The 14,499-nt window shown below is 38.5% G+C and carries 13 protein-coding genes; 12 read left to right on the top strand and 1 reads right to left on the bottom strand.

Annotated elements, in window-relative coordinates; genetic code table 11:
- Positions 1–45: 45 nt before the first annotated feature.
- Positions 46–912 (bottom strand): pentapeptide repeat-containing protein, encoded by an 867-nt coding sequence (locus ACIPKN_RS10090; protein ID WP_400935645.1) that lies wholly within the window; start codon positions 910–912, stop codon positions 46–48.
- A gap of 202 nt (positions 913–1,114) precedes the next feature.
- Here ACIPKN_RS10090 and ACIPKN_RS10085 point away from each other — a divergent pair, with 202 nt between their 5' ends.
- The 12 genes from ACIPKN_RS10085 (at position 1,115) to ACIPKN_RS10030 (ending at position 14,487) form a co-directional block, all read left to right on the top strand.
- Positions 1,115–1,765: a TetR/AcrR family transcriptional regulator gene (locus ACIPKN_RS10085; RefSeq protein ID WP_400935643.1), complete on the top strand. Its 651-nt coding sequence runs from the start codon at positions 1,115–1,117 to the stop codon at positions 1,763–1,765.
- Complete coding sequence (locus tag ACIPKN_RS10080; protein WP_400935641.1) at positions 1,746–3,056, top strand: MFS transporter; 1,311 nt, start codon at positions 1,746–1,748, stop codon at positions 3,054–3,056. The genes ACIPKN_RS10085 and ACIPKN_RS10080 overlap by 20 nt, the downstream gene beginning before the upstream one ends.
- On the top strand, positions 3,041–5,359 hold the full coding sequence (locus ACIPKN_RS10075) for an ABC transporter permease (protein WP_400935639.1): 2,319 nt from the start codon (positions 3,041–3,043) through the stop codon (positions 5,357–5,359). The genes ACIPKN_RS10080 and ACIPKN_RS10075 overlap by 16 nt, the downstream gene beginning before the upstream one ends.
- 3 nt (positions 5,360–5,362) lie before the next feature.
- A complete protein-coding gene (locus tag ACIPKN_RS10070; protein ID WP_400935637.1) occupies positions 5,363–6,121 on the top strand; it encodes an ABC transporter ATP-binding protein in 759 nt (252 codons plus the stop codon).
- A gap of 618 nt (positions 6,122–6,739) precedes the next feature.
- Positions 6,740–7,513 (top strand): hypothetical protein, encoded by a 774-nt coding sequence (locus ACIPKN_RS10065; RefSeq protein WP_400935635.1) that lies wholly within the window; start codon positions 6,740–6,742, stop codon positions 7,511–7,513.
- A complete protein-coding gene (locus tag ACIPKN_RS10060) occupies positions 7,510–7,866 on the top strand; it encodes a GntR family transcriptional regulator (RefSeq protein WP_400935633.1) in 357 nt (118 codons plus the stop codon). Before ACIPKN_RS10065 ends, ACIPKN_RS10060 begins: the two co-directional genes overlap by 4 nt.
- Before the next feature lie 10 nt (positions 7,867–7,876).
- On the top strand, positions 7,877–8,572 hold the full coding sequence (locus ACIPKN_RS10055) for an ATP-binding cassette domain-containing protein (RefSeq protein ID WP_132362901.1): 696 nt from the start codon (positions 7,877–7,879) through the stop codon (positions 8,570–8,572).
- Positions 8,573–8,577: 5 nt separating this feature from the next.
- The gene (locus ACIPKN_RS10050; RefSeq protein ID WP_400935631.1) at positions 8,578–9,501 is read left to right on the top strand and encodes an ABC transporter ATP-binding protein; all 924 of its coding nucleotides are present in this window, start codon (positions 8,578–8,580) and stop codon (positions 9,499–9,501) included.
- Positions 9,479–10,417 carry an ABC transporter permease gene (locus ACIPKN_RS10045; RefSeq protein WP_400935629.1) on the top strand — a complete coding sequence of 313 codons (939 nt, stop codon included), beginning with the start codon at positions 9,479–9,481 and terminating at the stop codon, positions 10,415–10,417. The genes ACIPKN_RS10050 and ACIPKN_RS10045 overlap by 23 nt, the downstream gene beginning before the upstream one ends.
- A gap of 259 nt (positions 10,418–10,676) precedes the next feature.
- On the top strand, positions 10,677–12,623 hold the full coding sequence (gene nagE / locus ACIPKN_RS10040; RefSeq protein ID WP_400935627.1) for an N-acetylglucosamine-specific PTS transporter subunit IIBC: 1,947 nt from the start codon (positions 10,677–10,679) through the stop codon (positions 12,621–12,623).
- A gap of 116 nt (positions 12,624–12,739) precedes the next feature.
- Positions 12,740–13,429, top strand: a complete 690-nt coding sequence (locus tag ACIPKN_RS10035; RefSeq protein ID WP_400935625.1) for a glucosamine-6-phosphate deaminase — start codon at positions 12,740–12,742, stop codon at positions 13,427–13,429.
- 734 nt (positions 13,430–14,163) lie between these two features.
- Complete coding sequence (locus ACIPKN_RS10030; protein WP_100544371.1) at positions 14,164–14,487, top strand: YnfA family protein; 324 nt, start codon at positions 14,164–14,166, stop codon at positions 14,485–14,487.
- Positions 14,488–14,499 lie beyond the last annotated feature (12 nt).

The following is a 14,499-nucleotide window of genomic DNA, read 5'->3' as shown; positions in this document are numbered from 1 at the left end:
GTTTTTTCTCTGAGGGGGAATTGCTGTCTTCCCCTCTTTTAGAAGTTAGTTATCCCAATGCGACGGACGTTTTAGGTGGGAGGGTAATTTTGTTTGGTGATTGCCTTGTGCTGAATTTATTTGCATTTGGATTAAAAACATACTGCTAGAAAGGTCTGCGCCTCGTAAATTGGCGTCACGTAAATCCACACCTATAAAATCCACACCTCTTAAATCTGCATTTTGTAGGTTGGCAGCAATTAAATAAGCTCCTCTAAGATCAGTTGCTCTTAAATCCTTGCCCTTTAAATTCTTTCCAATCCAATCAACCCCACGATAGTCATACTTTCGAGCGCTTTTTCCATTAATCTCTTCGATAAAGCTTTGGCGAATTTGCTCACTTGTTTCTAACAGTAAAACATTCACCGACAGTCGGAAATTAGGAATATCTATTGCTAGTAATGCATCTACTTCTAGCTCAGTTGCACGCTGTAGCTGTTCTAATTGCCTATGTAGTTTGTTAAATAGGGATGAATCAACCGTATACGATAATGCCTCTGCTACGTAGGCAATCATTTCATAAAGTTGTTCCATAATCGGAAAGACACGAAACATTTTCTCAGAAATTTCAGGGTGTTGTCGCCAGTCTTGACCATGGAAGGTTGTTTGTGACACTTTTTGTCCTGCTCCTAAACAATCAAAAACTGTACATCCTTTAAACCCTCGATCTCTAAGTTTACTATGAATTTGACAGCTAAAATCCGATTGTAGATTAGGGCAAGGTGTCCCAGCAGCTTTATTAATGGCAAAGTCGCTAGAAGCAGCAATATTTAAAGCTGTGCAACATAGACCAAAACAGCTTTGGCAATCTGCCTGTAAGCCTTTACGTATTTTATTTCCTATTGTATAATCGATTTTTTTTACTTCAGACATTATTGTTTACCTCACTTAACACATAAACTTTTTACATTTTATTCTATCACTTATTATGCGTTAAAAGGATAATTTTGTATGGATGAATTTATAGTGTACCTCTAAATAATAAATGGATAGTTTTTTACAGCCTATTGACAATTTATTGTAAAATGCTATAATTTTTATCGACAGACAGTCGGTCTAATAAGGAGGAATAAAAATGAGAAAAGAAGCGATGGAGCGCAGAAACGAAATACTTGATGCGGCTGATGAGCTTTTCGGTCAGAAGGGCTTTGATGGCACTAGTACTAACGATATTCTCGAAAAGGTCGGAATTGCACGAGGAACGCTGTATTATCACTTCAAGTCGAAGGAAGATATTATGGACGCGCTAATTGAGCGGTATAATGCTCAAATTTTAGGTGCAGCCAATGGAATTGCTGCAGATAAGAGTATAGCCGTTCACGAGCGTATTATCCGTGTTGTAATGGCATTAAACATAAGCGGCGGAAACGGTAAGGAAATTATTGACCATATACATAAGCCCCAGAACGCGCTTATGCATCAGAAAATACAAAAGGTTATTATGAACGGTCTTCCCCCAATACTGACGGAAATAATCCGTGAGGGGATTGAGCAAGGACTATTCAGTACGCCGTACCCGTATGAATGTATGGAAATGATTGTGGCCTATACGAATACCGTTTTTGATGATGATATGGTTAATATAACCGATGAAGAACGTGCTGCACGAATACCAGCTTTTGTCTTCAACGTAGAAAGACTGCTCGGTGTCGAAAGTGGAAGTCTTATGTACATGATGAAAATGTTTGGCGATGGGGGTGAAGAAAATGGAAACAACGATGGTTGATTCCAAGGGTTTTTTTAAAAAATTTCTTCTGCTTTGGTCAGGACAACTAATTTCAGCAATAGGAAGCGGGCTTACAGCGTTTGGGCTTGGGATTTATGTTTTCCAGAAGACGGGAAAGGCATCGGCAATGGCACTTGTAACTTTACTTGCGTTTATGCCTTCGCTTCTATTAAGCCCTGTGGCAGGAGTGCTTGCGGATCGTTATGATCGAAGAATTTTAATGGTGTTAGGCGACAGTCTTTCAGCGATAGGACTTGTTTATATTCTTATATGTATGCTAAGCGGGGAAGCATTGCTATGGCAGATTTGTGTGGGAGTTACGATAAGCTCGGTGTTTTCATCGTTGCTTGATCCCGCATACAAGGCAACGGTTACGGATTTATTGACCGAGGAACAATACACAAAGGCAAGTGGTTTAGTCCAGGTGGCGGGTTCTGCAAAATATTTGATTTCACCTATCATTGCGGGATTTTTACTCACCGTTTCCGATATAAAGCTTTTGCTTGTTATTGACATTTGTACATTCTTTGTAACCGTTACAACAGCTCTTGCAGTACGTAAAGGGCTTGCTTCAAAGACATGCGAACAGACACAATCGTTTTTCCGTGAGTTCAAAGATGGTTGGCGTGCAGTTTCTGAAAATCGAGGTGTGCTCGTTCTTGTCATCATGACATCGGTGCTGACATTTTATCTTGGAATTATTGAAACACTTTCCATTCCGATGTTGCTAACTTTTACGAACAGCTCCGTAATAGGAACGGTGGAAACAGTTGTCGCTACAGGGATGCTCGTATCCAGTGTCATCATCGGATTTCTTCCAATCAAAAAAGGCTATGTGAAAATTCTTTCGTTTTCGCTGTTTTTTGAAGGAATATTTATGGCGGTATTCGGACTTCGAGAAAATATAGCTCTAATCTGTATTTCAGGTTTTTTCTTTTTTGCCATGATGCCATTTGCAAACTCAACTTTGGATTTTCTTGTTCGTACCAATATTGATAATGCTGTTCAGGGTAGAGCGTGGTCACTTATAGGGGTAATTTCACAGTTTGGATTTGTAGCGGCCTATGCGCTTTCGGGAGTACTTGCGGATTATGTGTTCACTCCTTTTCTAGTTGACGGCGGATTGCTTGCTGACAGCGTAGGGAAAATTACCGGTACAGGTCAAGGTAGAGGAACGGGCTTACTCATCATAATTGCTGGCATTTTATTATGTGTTACTTCGTTCATTCTGTGCAACTTGAAGTCAGTTAAAAAGCTTGAAAACAGAGGTGACGTATGTATTTCAGATTAATCCGTAATGACATTGCTAAAAGCAAACTGATAACGCTGACAACAATGATATTTGTCGCTGCTGCGGCTATGCTCGTTTCCCTTTCGGTGATACTTATTGTCAATCTTTCTGGTGCGATCGATTCTCTAATGAATCAAGCGAAAACGCCGCATTTTATGCAAATGCACTCGGGGGATATTGATACTGTACGACTTGCGAATTTCGCGGAGCAAAACAACGATGTTGATGAATTTCAAGTGCTTGAGTTTCTTAATATGGACAATGGGCAAATTATTTTAGGTGATCATTCGCTTGCGAATAATGTTCAAGACAATGGTTTCAGTATACAGAGTGAAAAATTTGATTATCTTCTTGATCTTGACGGAAACGTCATAAACGTATCCGATGGCGAGCTTTATGTTCCGATAAACTATATGAAGGACATCGACATAAAGGTCGGTGATAAAGCCGAAATAGGTGGAAAGGAATTTACTGTAGAGGGCTTCCTTCGTGATTCACAGATGAATTCTATGTTGTCTTCCTCAAAAAGATTTCTAGTCAGTCCGAATGATTACGCGGCAATAAAAGACAATGGAAGTACGGAATATTTGATTGAGTTTAGATTAAAGGATTTATCTGCGCTTAGTGAATTTGAAACTGCTTATGCCTCCGCAGGGCTTGAAGCGAATGGACCAACGATTACGTATCCACTTTTCAAAACACTTAACGCAATTTCCGATGGGCTGCTGATAGCAGTTATCCTTCTTATAAGCGTTCTAGTCGTTGCAATCGCATTTATGTGCGTACGTTTTACACTCCTTGCGAAAATCGAGGATGATTACCGTGAAATTGGTGTTATGAAGGCGATAGGGCTGCGTCTTTCTGACATTAAGAAAATTTATCTTGCGAAGTACACAGCGATTGCAGCAGGGGGGAGTATTCTTGGTTTTGTACTTTCATTAATATTCAAAGACCTGCTTCTTGAAAATATCAGGCTTTATATGGGGGAAACGGAAAACTCCTCCTTTGCTGCAGCTTTAGGAATAATCGGAATTCTGCTTGTATTTCTCGCAATCATTGCCTATGTAAGCGGAGTACTGAGACGGTTTCGGAAAATATCTGCAGCAGAAGCAATCCGTTTTGGCACTTCACAGGAAAAAAACGCAGGAACAAAGCGCTTTTGCCTGCATAGAAATAAGCTACTTAACCCGAATATTTTTCTTGGTATCAAGGATGTTCTTGCAAGGAAGAGACTTTACGCTACAATGCTTGCAGTACTTGTAATTTCAGCATTTATCATTATTGTTCCACAAAACCTTTACAACACGATTTCCTCCACAAGTTTCATTAAATATATGGGTATTGGAAACTACGATATTCGTATTGATATTCAGCAGACTGATCATATTTCTAAAAAATCTGCCGAAGTTTTAACATTTATGAACAACGACAGTTCCATTTCAAAATATACCATTCTTACAACAAAAACATTCAAAACAAAAATGGAAGACGGTTCGGAAGAAAATATAAAAATCGAACTCGGCGACCATTCGATATTCCCAATTCAATATACCGAGGGCAGAGCACCCGCAGTTGAAAACGAAATTGCACTTTCATCTTTGAACGCTGATGAATTGAGCAAAAATGTCGGCGATGTCATTACGGTCGTGATGAAGGGGAAGGATATAAAGCTCACGGTAAGTGGCATTTATTCCGACATTACGAACGGCGGAAAAACGGCAAAGGCTGTTTTTACTGATAATTCGGAAGGTATAATGTGGAGCGTGATTTGCGCGAAGCTTTCAGATAAATCTCTTGTTAATGAAAAAGTTTCAGAGTATGCAGACAGATTTACTTTCGCTAAGATTTCCAATATCGATGAATTTGTAACTCAAACATTCGGCTCGACCATAAAATCGATCGGGAAGGCATCCATTGCTGCAATTGCCATAGCGCTTGTAATAACGGTACTAGTGACACTGTTATTTATGAAAATGCTTGTCGCAAAGGACAGATATTCGATTGCCGTCATGAAAGCATTAGGTTTTACAAAATTGGATATTACGATACAGTTTGCTTCACGAGCGGTATTCGTATCAATGATAGGAATTGTTCTTGGCACTCTATTGGCGAATACTCTCGGAGAAGTACTTGCGGGCGCAGTTATCTCCTCGTTTGGGGCGTCGTCGTTTAGTTTTTCGATCAATCCACTTTCGGCGTACGTGCTTTGTCCGTTAATGATGGTTTGCTCGGTACTAATCACAACAATAATTGGTACATCGGGCGCGGGGAAAATAAAAATATCCGAAAATATAAAGGAGTAGTTTATGAAGAAGATTATCATCGGTGAACATATTGTAAAATCTTTCGGCGAGGGCGATGAAAAGTGCAATGTTCTCGACGGAGCGTCCGTTGACATAAACGAGGGTGAGTTTGTAGCGATAATGGGACCCTCTGGCTCGGGAAAATCAACGCTAATGTTTGCGCTGAGCGGCATGGACAGCGTTGATGGCGGAAAGGTTATTTTTGATGGTAGTGATTTATCTTCCGTCGGAGAGGTTGAACTTTCAGATATTCGTAGAACTAAAATGGGCTTTGTATTTCAGCAGCCAACGATGCTTAAAAATCTAAATATTCTCGATAATATTATTCTGCCATTAATGCGGGAGAATAGAAAAAATGTTGCAAAAATATCAGCGAAGGCACGAGCACTTATGAAGAGGGTAGGTATAGAGGAGCTTGAAATGCGCGACATTACACAAGTTTCGGGAGGGCAGCTACAGCGAGCAGGGATCTGTCGAGCGCTTTTGAACAACCCGAAAATCATCTTCGGAGATGAACCAACAGGTGCTCTTAACTCAAAATCAGCACAGGAGATCATGGACATCTTTTCCGAAATTAACGCGGGCGTAACTGCGATTATGCTTGTCACTCACGATGCAAAGGTAGCGGCGCGGACGGAGCGTGTTTTGTTTATGCGAGATGGAAAAATCGTAAGTGAGGTAAAGCTTCCAAAGTTTGACGGAACGAATATTGATGACAGAGTAGGGAAAGTAACGGAGAAAATGTGGGAAATAGGGATATGAGTTGTTAGATCAACAAACGCTGAATGAGACCCTGGATCGAGCATCAGGGGAACGAAGACTAAAAGCATCACGTCCTGTGATAATGCCTTCGTGATCAACATCCTGTCGACCCAAGAGGCTCAGCGGACTGTTCCTTGCTTGGTTAGCGGCGGAATTTCAAGTTTTAGTGGCGTTCCTTGCTGGGTTAGCGGCGGAATTTCGGGTTTTAGCGGCGTTCTTCCTTTGGTTAGCGGCGCAACTCACACTTTTAGCGGCGAATTCCAACATAAGCTGGACAATTTGACAAAGTATAGAATTTTACACAATATTAAGGACTTACCGCTCTTTAGAAGGCGGATGTCGATAAAATTCAGAAGTTAGGTGATAAAACGCAAAAGTTAATCGATAAAACTAAAAAGTTGGGTGATAAAACGTCTGTCATGTGGATTAGTTGATTCGAGTGAAGACTTGACGCCCTCAGGAAATCACCTCCAATATTGCAGAAGATGTATATATTGCATTACAACCTGAAGGAAGAAGCCTATATTTTTAAGGTTCTTCCTTTTTTTGCTTTTAATACTTGCAAACTTAAAAGTCATAGTGTACTATTTAACTAGCACACTATGACTCGAGGTGTTTATGTTGAAAAATTTTGCAGGGCTGTTGAAAAAGGAATGGATGCTTTATAGGGCATGGCTATTCAGTGGAATTTTTATTGGGATCATGCTGTCAATAATCGTTCCATATTTAATTAGGCGTTTTAGTGGTGAATTTACGATGGAAAACCAGCTGCCATTTTTCTTTTCGATATTAGTACTTATGTTAGGTGTATTTTTTTCGGTATTACAATATCTAGTTAGTATTCGTAATGACTTAAGGACCAAAGAGATCTGGCTGCATTCAACTAGTTCCATTGCACAGCTTGTAGGTGTGAAAATTGTATTTTCCTTAATAGGATACGCTATCTTCAATTTTATCTTTGTAAGTATAGCTATATACAATATCAAAGAAGAGATTATAGGAAACTTCGCCCAAATCTTTTTATTGATTATGCTTGTTGTGTCAATTATTGTTATTTTCCAATTGATGATGTTTGTGATAGTGCTACTATTTTTTACATTTAATCTTCAGATGAAACACTTAATTGGTAACTTTTCTGTAGTTATCACGATGTTTACCTTTTTCTTCAGTTTGAATTTATGGTTCAAATTTACAGAAAGCGAATTATATGATAATATTTTCCATCATATTGGTATTCCATTAACGGGTCTGGAACCATTTTTCCCGAAGTCGTCAACAATGAATTTAAGTTGGGGCACAATGTATATCGTAGATGAAGTAGCAACTTTTATTTTGGTAGCCATCTTATTTATCATAGCGACAAAGTGGTTTGAAAAGGTGGTTTTACGATGACAATCGACTTTTCACGTGATAAGCCCATTTATAGTCAGCTCGTAGATAGGATATGTGGGGACATTCTGAAAGGGAAGTTAGTGCTTGGGGATCGACTTCCTTCGGTTCGAGAATATGCAGTGGAAACAGGTGTTAATGTAAATACTGTGCAACGGGTGTACAAGGAGTTAGAAGCGATGAATATAACGGAAACCAAACGAGGTCAAGGTACATTTATTACAACTGATAAAGAGCGAATTGCGCTTTTACGCGAAGAAATGAAAACACAATTAGCAGATCATTTTTTAACTTCCATTGAAGCACTTGGATTTTCAAAGGAAGAGATGCTCGTTGTTTTACAAAATAAATCGTGAGGTGAAATAAATGCTACAGTTATCGAATGTTTCTTTTCGTTATATGAAAAAGCCTATTCTACAAGATGTGTCTTTTTCCTTTCCGGTTGGACAAATCATTGGGCTTGTTGGAGAAAATGGTAGTGGCAAGTCGACACTATTAAAAGTGTTGACAGGCATATTACGTCCATCAAGTGGTGAAGTATTGCTAAATGGAACACCTGTTACACGTAGAAGTGCTGATAAAATTGCTTATTTACCAGATATTGATTTATTTTTTGATTTTTACACAGGTGAGCAGCTTTTTCAGCATTATGCTTCTCAATTCGAAGATTTTTCGTATGATAAGGCATGTATTGTTGCGGAGTTTTTACAGGTTGATAAAAGTGTGAAACTACGGCAATTATCAAAGGGGAATCGTGGTCGAATGAAAATGGCCGCAACTCTTGGGCGAGAAGTACCTTATTATGTAATGGATGAGCCATTTTCTGGTCTTGATCCTATTGTTCGTGAACAGCTCATTAAAGGGTTAATTCAATTTACTGATATTGAACATCAGACAATTTTATTATCAACACATGAATTATATGAAGTAGAGCCTATTTTAGATCAAATCATTTTATTGCAAAATGGTTCGATTATTGCACATGAGGAAGTAGAGACGATTCGAGATATGTCGAATAAGGATGCTGTGCAATGGATGAAGGCATTTTATAAGAAAGGGTGAAATTAATGACAACACAACCTATTGTTCAATTGCAAAATATTTCAAAAACCATTCGTGGTAAGCAATTGATTCAGCAATTGAATATCGATTTATATCCAGGTCAAATTACTGGATTTTTAGGACCGAATGGAGCAGGGAAAACGACGACAATTCGTATGATGACAGGGCTAATGCATCCAACTGAGGGGAAAGTCATTATTGATGGTATTTCTTTAAAGGAGAATTATGAAGAAGCGATTAGTAAGGTCGGCGTAATTGTAGAAAATCCGGAAATGTATAAATTTATGACGGGCTATAAAAACTTACTGCACTTTGCGCGTATGCATAAAAACGTGACAAAAGAGCGTATTGAAGAGGTCGTTAAACAAGTTGGTCTTGAGAAACGCATTCATGAAAAGGTATCAACGTATTCGTTAGGGATGCGTCAGCGTTTAGGACTTGCCCAGGCACTACTTCATCGACCAAAATTTTTAATTTTAGATGAACCAACAAATGGTCTGGATCCAGCAGGTATCCGAGAGTTTCGTATGTATTTACGTAAAATTGCAGCGGAGGATGGAGTATCTGTTTTTGTCTCCAGTCATTTATTATCCGAAATTGAGTTAATGTGTGATCGAGTAGCTGTTATACAAAATGGCAAACTCATTGATATTCGTGATATCAACGTTGAAACTTCTTCGTTTTATTATATTGAAGCTACACCAAATGATCAGGCCGCAGCACTTCTACAAAAGCTTGATTACAACTTTGTGACAGAAAATAACGGTTATGTGGTGGAAATAAAGAAAGAGGATATACCGAAACTCATTTCGCAATTTGTTAATGAAGGAATTCAATTATTTGCTGTACAACCGCATCAAAAAACGTTAGAGGATCAATTCTTAGAAATGACAGGAGGTGGCCAAATTGCTGAAGCTAATTCAAAATGAATGGATGAAATTATGGCATAAAAAAGGAACTTGGGTAATGGCCGCGCTAGTTATCCTCTTTATTATTGGTCCAGGTATTATGCTGAAATACTTTGATACAAAAATAACAGAAGATATAACGTGGCAGGAAAGTGAACAAAAGGCCATTAATAATAATAAAGAGTTTCTGAACGATGACAATATATCGGCAGAAGATAAAAAATACTTTGAGGAACAAATTGCTATTTCGGAGTATCGATTAGCCAATAATGTGCCGTCACAAGTAGATGGAAGCATAGAGAGTTTTATGTCATTTACAGGTAGCATGCTGACTTTAGTGACATTGTTTACAGTTATTACTGCAGCAAGTATTGTATCTAGTGAATTCTCTACTGGTACGATTAAAATGCTATTAACGCGTCCGGTTTCGCGCGCAAAAATATTAACGTCAAAATTACTTACAACTTTCATATTTGGACTCTTATTGTTTGTTGTCAATGTAGTAGTAAGTGCTCTTGTTGGACTGATACTATTTGGCGGTTCAACTGGTGTTGAGCTAGAAATGGTCAACGGTCAAGTTGTTGAAAAAGCAGTATGGAATGATTTAGCTTATCACTATTTACTTTCTGGCGGAAGCTTTGTCATGTCAATATTGTTTGCTTTCTTAGTGGGCTCAGTTTTCCGTTCAAGCTCTTTAGCGATTGGCTTAACGATGTTCTTAACTTTTACAGGTGGAATGATTGTGATGTTCCTAAGCAGATTTAAAATCGTTAAATATATTTGGCTAACACATTCAGATTTAACACAGTATGAAAAAGGCAATTTTATAGTAGATGGTATGACAATGCCATTCTCACTCACAATTCTTGCGATTTACGCTGTAATTTTCCTTGCGATCAGCTATATGACATTTATGAAACGTGATGTAACAGCATAAAAATGCGTTAGCTGTTTCATGAACTGCACCTCAATTGTTAGAAATATAACTAACAATTGTAGGTGCTTTTTTTGTCTGGATGAGACAATTTTAGAATATAAATTTATCCAAAATAAAACAGATACATAAAGATATGCGGTTGAATATAAGTTATGAAAATAGAAAATTCTGAAAATTGGTTATTTTTTTCTAGATAAAGAATATAATAGATAGTACAATAATTGGTATAGACAACTATACCTAGGGGGGAGGCGGAAAATTGTTAGCTTTCTTACAAAAAATCGGTAGGTCGTTAATGTTTCCAATCGCTACTTTACCAGCAGCTGCATTACTATTACGTTTAGGCTCTGATGATATGCTTGGTGCAGTACCGAATAACGTTGTGCATTATATTGCAAGCATTATGGCTGCTTCAGGTGATGCTATTTTAGGTAATTTACCCATTATTTTTGCAATCGGTATTGCTATAGGCTTTGCGCACGATAATAGTGGTGGTGCTGCGTTAGCAGGTGCCATTGCCCATCTTATATTAGTCGCAGTCTTAGGGGCAGTTAATAAAGACTTAAATATGGGCGTATTTGGCGGTATTATTGCTGGTGTTACAGCAGGTTTACTGTATAACAAATTTTATAATGTTAAATTTCCAGAATGGTTATCCTTCTTTGGAGGACGGCGATTTGTACCCATTATAACGTCTATTACAATGGCGGTTTTAGCTAGTATTTTAGCTTTAGTGTGGGGACCAATTCAAGGTGGAATCGATGCAGTAGGGAACTGGTTTATTGGTGCAGGATCACTTGGAGTTGGAATGTATGGTTTTTTCAATCGTTTATTAATTCCAGTCGGTCTACATCATGTTATTAATACAATCATCTGGTTTGACTTTGGCGAATTTACAAATGCTGCAGGTGAACTGGTCAAAGGGGATATCCATCGCTTTTTAGCCGGAGACCCAACAGCAGGACATTTCCAAGCAGGTTTCTTCCCAATCATGATGTTTGGGTTACCAGCAGCGTGTCTTGCGATGTATTTTGCAGCGAAAAAGGAAAAACGTGCAGTAGTCGGTGGTATGTTTGTATCCATCGCGTTAACAGCATTCTTAACAGGCGTGACAGAGCCGATTGAATTTACCTTTATGTTCTTATCACCTATACTTTATGGTATCCATGCTGTATTAACAGGTATTTCGCTTGCGATTTCTTATATTATTGGGTTCCGTGATGGTTTCGGTTTTTCAGCAGGTTTAATTGACTATCTATTAAACTTTGGTTTAGCAGATAGACCATGGCTATTAATTCCATTGGGATTAGGTTTTGGAGCTATTTACTTCGTCATTTTTTATTTCTTAATCAAGAAATTAGACTTAAAAACGCCTGGTCGTGAAGATGAAGAGGAGGACGGAACGGAAGTTGATTCAGCTATAGCTAACGATTTAGATGTTCGAGCTTACAAAACAATCGAAGCGTTAGGAGGACCAACTAATATTAAGCAAGTTGATTACTGCACAACCCGTCTTCGTATGACTGTTGGCGATGTGGATCGGGTGGATGAAAAAATGTTAAAACAAACGGGTGCGCGTGGTGTTATGCGAATTAATAAGACAAACGTACAAGTGATTATCGGTACATCAGTAGAATTTTTAGCAGAAGCTATGAAAGATCGCCTGAAAAAAGGTAACCCAACTCCTGCAAATATTTCTTTACAGCAAGATCCATCTGTTATTGAAGAGACTGTAGCAGAAGCAACAATTTCTTCAGATGATTTTGAAATGCCCATTACAGGTGATTTAATACCGTTAGCTGAAGTGCCTGACGAAGCCTTTTCATCAGGTATAATGGGACCGGGTTTTGGCATTCATCCGACAGATGGTACGGTTTATGCACCGTTTGATGGAAGAGTAATCATGATTTTCCCAACGAAGCATGCTTTCGGCTTAAAATCCGATACAGGTGTAGAAATACTAATTCATGTTGGATTAGATACTGTCAAGCTAAACGGTGAGGGGTTTGAAATGATAGTTTCAGAGGGGCAATTAATTCAACGGGGTGATCCGTTATTAAAAGTAGACTTTAAGATCATTAAAGACAAAGTACCTTCTATCGTCACACCAATTGTATTCACAAGTTTAATTGGACGAGAAGTTACACTTGAAAAATCCGGTTTCCAACGAGCTGGTTCTAATAATATTATTTCTATTAAAAAGTAATAAACAAGAGATTCATGAACATCAATACTTCTGAGGGAAGATTACAACTTTTGAAATGTGATTTACAAGTAATTGAGCTTTAACGATTAAAAATTTGAGTAAAGGGGCATCTAGAATTGAAATTAGAACGTTATTCTTCCAGAAAAGATTTATACGCTCGTGCAGTAGACATTATAACGAATGCAAAAAATAACGGTGCTACAACGTTTGGTTTAGCTACAGGTGGTACAATGGAACCGCTATATTCTAAAATCTGTGAGTCTGAGGTTGATTTTTCCAATTGTGTTAGCTTTAATCTAGATGAATATGTTGGACTAAGTGCTAAACATGATCAAAGCTATGCGTTTTATATGGATAAACATTTATTTCGCCATAAACCATTTAAAGAATCCTATTTACCAAATGGTTTAGCTGATAATCCTACAGAGGAAGCTGCATGCTATGAATCACTATTACAACAGCATTCGTTAGATTTTCAATTGCTTGGTATCGGACAAAATGGCCATATCGGTTTCAATGAACCAGGAACACCATTTGATTCATTGACACATCTGATAACGCTTGAACAATCAACTCGCCATGCAAATGCACGCTTCTTTGATTCAATCGATGAAGTTCCAACGCAAGCCATAACGATGGGGATTCAATCCATTATGCGCGCAAAATGCATTTTGTTAATCGCTGTTGGAGATGCAAAACGTGATGTTTTAAAACATGTACTTGCTTCTGACTATACTGAAGATGTGCCAGCAAGTGTTTTAACAAAGCATCCAAATGTTGTGATATTAACAGATCTACAAGAGTAGGGAAACGCCCTTGTACGTCCAGCTAGTCATGTACTATTAGACAAGATAATAAGCAGTTGAAGATACAAGAAATAGTAGTACTTCAACTGCTTTTTTAATTTATTGCAGCAGGTGTACAACATCCGCTGCAATAAGTTAAAGCCTCCGGCGGATGTCACGGAAATCGGAAAGGAGTTAATAAAGATGTTAGCCTAAAATCCTCGCATCCATGCGATAACGGCTAACTGACCTGCATCGGTGCCGCTGCCGCTACGCTTTCGCGCAAAAAACATCTGTTGCTGACGCTACGTTAGCACTGCGCTTTCGCACAAAAGACATCTGCCGCTGCCGCTACGCTTTCGCGCAAAAAACATCTGCAGGCCTAAGCACAAAGCCAATTCCGAACGCAATTATGCTACGGCGTTAGTGTTGTGTAGAAAATGTTTCAAGACGTAAATAGAATTCGATATAATGAATGAAAAACTAGAGAGGCGTGTCTATGGAAACGTTGCAGCGAAAAAAGAAAATTTTCGTGAGATGCTGATTATTATAGGCGTAGCAAATACGATACATACTGGGGATTGATTTAAAGAGAAAGATGCGCTTTTGCTTCCTAAATCGCTTATAGAGCCTTTAAACATTGAAATAGAAATCCATCTCCATATTTTATCTAAAGGAGGGGAGATATGATTGAATAATTGTTGAATGAAATACCTTTACTAAAAGACTAAACATATACAGAAAGAGTGAAAAAAATGATTAGTGCAACATTATTATTTATCCTCGCAGGAATCGGCGAAATAGGGGGTGGCTATTTAATTTGGCTTTGGTTAAGAGAAGGTAAACCATTTTATTGGGGAGTTATAGGCGGGATTGTGTTGGCTTTATATGGAGTTGTCGCTACTTTTCAGTCCTTCCCAACCTTTGGAAGAGTCTACGCTGCCTATGGAGGTGTTTTTATTGTTCTTTCCATTTTGTGGGGCTGGGGAATCGACGGGAAAAAACCAGACATCTTGGATTTCGTTGGGGCAGGCATTTGTTTGATTGGTGTTTTGGTGATTTTAATCCCTCGTTCATGATAGATAGAATGT

This window comes from Lysinibacillus sp. NPDC086135 (genome assembly GCF_044746345.1).
Taxonomy (GTDB): domain Bacteria; phylum Bacillota; class Bacilli; order Bacillales_A; family Planococcaceae; genus Lysinibacillus.
This window is presented reverse-complemented; position numbering and strand designations above follow the sequence as displayed.

What these genes read in the sequence shown, in the direction of transcription:
- ACIPKN_RS10090 (WP_400935645.1), bottom strand. Translation starts at nt 912, where the DNA reads ATGTCTGAAGTAAAAAAAATCGATTATACAATAGGAAATAAAATACGT.
- ACIPKN_RS10085 (WP_400935643.1), top strand. Translation starts at nt 1,115, where the DNA reads ATGAGAAAAGAAGCGATGGAGCGCAGAAACGAAATACTTGATGCGGCT.
- ACIPKN_RS10080 (WP_400935641.1), top strand. Translation starts at nt 1,746, where the DNA reads ATGGAAACAACGATGGTTGATTCCAAGGGTTTTTTTAAAAAATTTCTT.
- ACIPKN_RS10075 (WP_400935639.1), top strand. Translation starts at nt 3,041, where the DNA reads ATGTATTTCAGATTAATCCGTAATGACATTGCTAAAAGCAAACTGATA.
- ACIPKN_RS10070 (WP_400935637.1), top strand. Translation starts at nt 5,363, where the DNA reads ATGAAGAAGATTATCATCGGTGAACATATTGTAAAATCTTTCGGCGAG.
- ACIPKN_RS10065 (WP_400935635.1), top strand. Translation starts at nt 6,740, where the DNA reads ATGTTGAAAAATTTTGCAGGGCTGTTGAAAAAGGAATGGATGCTTTAT.
- ACIPKN_RS10060 (WP_400935633.1), top strand. Translation starts at nt 7,510, where the DNA reads ATGACAATCGACTTTTCACGTGATAAGCCCATTTATAGTCAGCTCGTA.
- ACIPKN_RS10055 (WP_132362901.1), top strand. Translation starts at nt 7,877, where the DNA reads ATGCTACAGTTATCGAATGTTTCTTTTCGTTATATGAAAAAGCCTATT.
- ACIPKN_RS10050 (WP_400935631.1), top strand. Translation starts at nt 8,578, where the DNA reads ATGACAACACAACCTATTGTTCAATTGCAAAATATTTCAAAAACCATT.
- ACIPKN_RS10030 (WP_100544371.1), top strand. Translation starts at nt 14,164, where the DNA reads ATGATTAGTGCAACATTATTATTTATCCTCGCAGGAATCGGCGAAATA.